Raw genomic sequence first — 4,032 nt, 5'->3', positions numbered from 1 at the left:
GCACGGCCACGGCCAGCGCGCCCAGCGCGGCCAGCAGGCCCCGGTAGCCGCTGGTGTCGAACACCGCCATCAGGCAGGCGCCCAGCAGCACCAGCACGGCGGCACCGGCCAGCAGGGTGCGCCAGCGCAGTTGCCGGGCGCGCAGTGCCCGCAGCGCCGCGATGGCGGCCAGCACGGCGCCGGACGCGCCGTAGGCCAGGTAGATATCGCGCGAGAACAAGGTCAGGCCGGCGAAGCAGCCCAGCAGCAGGCAGGCCATGCCGAGCGGCAGGTGCAGCGCCGCGAACCGTTCGCGCGGGGCGTCCTTGTCACGCCCGGCCAGCCATACGGCGACAAAAGGCAGCGCCATCGCCAGGTAGGCGTCGAGCGCGGCGCCGCCCGTGTGCATGGCCGAAAACGGCGCCGTGGGCCGGTAGTCGGTGGCGAAATTGAGCAGGCCGGGGAACAGCATGCGTTCCCACGCCACCGCCAGGCTGGCCGCGACGAGGCCGAGCAGCATGCCCGGCACGAACAGGCGGCGCAGGTTGACGAGGTCCGGCCCGCAGCTCCGGCGCAGCAGCGGCAGCAGCACGATGGGCCAGGCGAAGCCCTTCAGGATGCGCAGGCCGTTATAGGAACTGGTGTAGTTGTTGAAGGCATTCGCGTCCAGCGGCGCCAGCGGGGTGATGCCGCGCCACGTGGCCCAGGCCAGGCAGGCCGCCAGCAGCACCAGGGCCGGGCCGGCCACGGGCGGCAACCGCCCCGCAGGGCTGCCGGCCGCCAGGCGCCAGTAACCGACGGCGCAGGTGACGAGCAGCACCAGGTCCAGCTCCTCCAGGAAGAACCAGCCCGTCCACGGCGTGAAGTCCATGATCGGCAGCACGGCCGGCAGCACCAGCAGCCAAGCGGCGGGGCGCCACCACAGCAGTGCGGCGTAGGCGGCCAGGGCAGCGACCAGCCACGGGCCGGCGGCCGGGTAGACCGACAGCGCCGCGCCCAGCAGCAGCAGGGCGGCGCCGGCCCCGACACGCGCCGCCAGGCCGGCGATCATTGCGCCTCTTCAGTCCACTTGCCGGCGTCGGACAGCATTTTCTTCAGGCCCGGCAGCGGGAAGCCGGCGCCGTAGGCCTTGCGTGCCAGCGGCAGGGCGGCGTCGTATTTCTTGGCGCGGGCATAGGCCAGCCCCAGGTTGTAGTTGATGGCCGCGTCGTCCGGCGCCAGGGTGGCGGCGCGCTCCAGCATCTCCATGGCGCGCTTGTCCTGGCCTTCGGCGAACAGGTACTGCGCATACAGGGCCCAGGCCGCGCCGTCTTCCGGCTGGAAGCGCACGGCCCTCTCGAAATAGCATTCGGTGGGGAAGTGCGCCCCGGGTGGTTTGATGGTGCGCAGCTTCTGCGACAGGCGCATCATCAGCAGCAGCGCCTGCGGGTGGTTCGGGATGGCCCGCAGCACGTAGTCGAGGTCACCGCCGATATGGCCGGTGGCGCCCTTGCGCAGGGCCTGCACGTCCTCGGTGAAGTGGAAGTCCTCGACCACGCCAAGTTTCGACTTCGGCGTGGTGCGGTAGTCGAACGGGCCGTAGCCGTTTTTCAGGCCGCCGCAATACGGCTTGCCGGCGGCGGTGGCGGCACCGGCGGCGCACAGCAGCGCCAGTGCAAGGATGGACAGCCTGGGGGACAGCTTCATGTTTCCTCCGCCTGGTTCGGCACGGGTGCAAGGGTGCGCTGGACGCCGACATGGTCGAGCAGCCGCGCCAGCTGGGCCGCGCGGGCACGGCGCGAGGCCCCGGCCACGGCGGCCGGCGTGGCCACGGGTGCCGTGCCGGCACGGACCTGGGCCATGAAGCGCAGCAGGGCCTGGGCGATGCGTTGCCGGTTGTCGAGCGGCGCGATGGTATCGATGCCCGCCTGCAGCAGGGCCCCGGCCGTGTCGCCGACCGGATCGGTCAGCGCCAGCACGGGGCGGCGGGCGCGCATGTATTCGTAGACCTTGGCCGGAATCTGGTGATTGCAGTTGGCTGCCTGCAGCACCAGCAGGCCGTCGGCCGTCAGCATCTCGGCCAGCGCGTCGCGGTACGGGATATGGGGCGCCAGGGTGACGAAGGCGCCGACGCCGTGTCGGGCGATCAGGCCGGCCAGGTACTCGTCATGGGCGGTGGCGCGCAGCACTACGCGCAGCTGGCCCGGCACCAGCTGGCCCGCCGCCTGCAGGTCGGCCAGCGCCGCGAACAGTTCTACCGGATCGCGTTCGGACGGGTAGATGATGCCGCTGTGGACCAGAACGAAGGGCGCATCGGGCGCCGGTGCCGGTTGGGTCACTGCACTGGCGCCGGCGAAGTTCTCCTCGTCGTAGCCGTTTTCGACCAGCAGGAAGCGCTCCGGCGGCACCTGCGGATAGCGCTGCTGGTAGTTGCGCACGGCGCCGGCCGTGGTGCAGACCACCGCGCAGCTGTGGCGCACGGCCTGGTCCTCGATCCAGCGGTAGATCCGGCGCGTCAGGGGATTGGTGGGATAGTCGACGTCCGTCATCGGGTCGCGCATGTCGGCGATCCACGGCAGGCGCGTCAGCCGCGCCAGGGCCAGGCCGATCAGGTGCGCGCTGGCGATCGGGTAGGTCGACCAGATCACCTGCGGCCGGTGCTTGCGGATCATGCGCAGCCCGGCCGGCACGCCGCCCAGCACCCACGACACCCAGCGGTCCGGCAGGGCCATCGCGCGCACGTAGCGGCCGCCCACGGCCAGGTGGCGCGACGTATCGAGCGCAAACGCCCGCTGCACCACGGCCTCGGGCGGGATGTCCTTCAGCTGGTCCGTGCCCTGGCGCTCGTAGGCGCGCGGATGGGCCGTGAGCACCAGCGGCTGCCAGCCCAGCGCCGGCAGGTACTGCGAAAACTTCAGCGTCCGCTGGATGCCGCTGCTGCCGTGCAGGGGCGGGAAGTGGAACGCGATCATCAGGACCCGGTTCACCATGCGCGCACCCAGTCGGCAGTCCAGTCGGCGACCTGGTCGCGCCATTCGCGCCGCGAGAAGGTATGGTCGGCCGCCACCAGCGTGTGGCGCTGCACGCGCGGCGCGGCCAGCAGGCGGCGCCAGGGCGCCGAACCGTTTGCCATGTCGAGAAACTCCTTGGCCGTCAAATCGTTGCCGCTGACGATCAGCAGCACCTTGCCATCGAACGCGCGCATGCCGTCCAGCATACGTTCGTGCAGGCCCATCGCCGGCTTTTCAGCAAGCGCCACGGGCGGGGCGGGGCGGCGGCGCAGTGCGGTGCCGGCCAGCTTGACGAAGCTGCCGATGGCGGCGCGCCAGTCGAAGCGGCCGGTGGCGAGCTTCTTCCACAGCTCCGGCTGCAGCAGGCGCGCGCGGTAGTAGTGCTTCAGGGTGGCACTGGCGTGGCCCGCCGGTGTGCGGGCCCAGGGGTTCAGCAGCACCAGGCCGCCGATGCGTGCATCCTGGCCGGCGTAGAACAGGGCGGCGGAGGCGGCGTCGCACAGTCCCCAGATCACCACTTCGCGCAGGCTCGGCACGCGCGCGCAGAATTCGTCGACGGCAGCGCGCAGGTCGGCATCGACATCGTTGAAGTCGCGCGCCGCGCCGGTGCTGTCGCCCATGCCCCGGTAGTCGAAGCGCAGCGCGGGAATGCCACGCGCGGCCAGGCTGCGCGCCAGCAGCGCGAACTGGCGGTGGCTGCCGGCGCGGTACTGCGGTCCGCCGACGACGATCAGCACGCCCCGCGTGGGCGCGCCCGTGGCCGGACTGAGGATGCCGGTCAGCCAGTCCTGCGCGCAGGGGAAGCGCAATGCCAGTTCATCAGGCTGCATGGTCGAGGGCGGAGAGGGCGTGGCGGGTGCGCTCGACCAGGGCCGGGCATTCGGCGATTTCCTGCGTGGCCCAGAACTGCGGGCCCGCGACCGTCTGCGTGTCGACGGCGATGCCGGCTTCCTGCCAGCGCTGGACGATGCGCGCGGCGGCGGGCGGCAGGGGGCGGCCCGCCTCGGCCACCACTTCCAGCCAGTGCACGGGGCACGGCGGCGGCGGCGCCTTGGCCGCGTCC

The 4,032-nt window shown here is 72.0% G+C and carries 3 protein-coding genes and 2 pseudogenes; all 5 read right to left on the bottom strand.

The features are described from left to right. A pseudogene (locus tag GM672_RS27265) lies at positions 1-1,030 on the bottom strand (hypothetical protein); the annotation flags it as partial. Further along, entirely contained in the window at positions 1,027-1,665 is a 639-nt protein-coding gene (locus GM672_RS27260) for a tetratricopeptide repeat protein (protein WP_155473633.1), read from the bottom strand. The pseudogene GM672_RS27265 and the gene GM672_RS27260, both read right to left, overlap by 4 nt. Beyond that, positions 1,662-2,948: a glycosyltransferase gene (locus GM672_RS27255; protein WP_155473632.1), complete on the bottom strand. Its 1,287-nt coding sequence runs from the start codon at positions 2,946-2,948 to the stop codon at positions 1,662-1,664. The genes GM672_RS27260 and GM672_RS27255 overlap by 4 nt, the downstream gene beginning before the upstream one ends. Continuing rightward, positions 2,942-3,799: a hydrolase 1, exosortase A system-associated gene (locus GM672_RS27250; protein WP_155473631.1), complete on the bottom strand. Its 858-nt coding sequence runs from the start codon at positions 3,797-3,799 to the stop codon at positions 2,942-2,944. The genes GM672_RS27255 and GM672_RS27250 overlap by 7 nt, the downstream gene beginning before the upstream one ends. Further along, a pseudogene (locus GM672_RS28565) lies at positions 3,789-4,032 on the bottom strand (hydrolase 2, exosortase A system-associated); the annotation flags it as partial. The pseudogene GM672_RS28565 and the gene GM672_RS27250, both read right to left, overlap by 11 nt.

Origin of the sequence: Pseudoduganella buxea (genome assembly GCF_009720835.1) — a bacterium.
In the GTDB taxonomy this organism is placed as follows: Bacteria; Pseudomonadota; Gammaproteobacteria; order Burkholderiales; family Burkholderiaceae_D; genus Rugamonas; species Rugamonas buxea.
The sequence above is the reverse complement of the archived record's forward strand: the minus strand, read 5'-3'. Positions and strand labels throughout refer to the sequence as shown.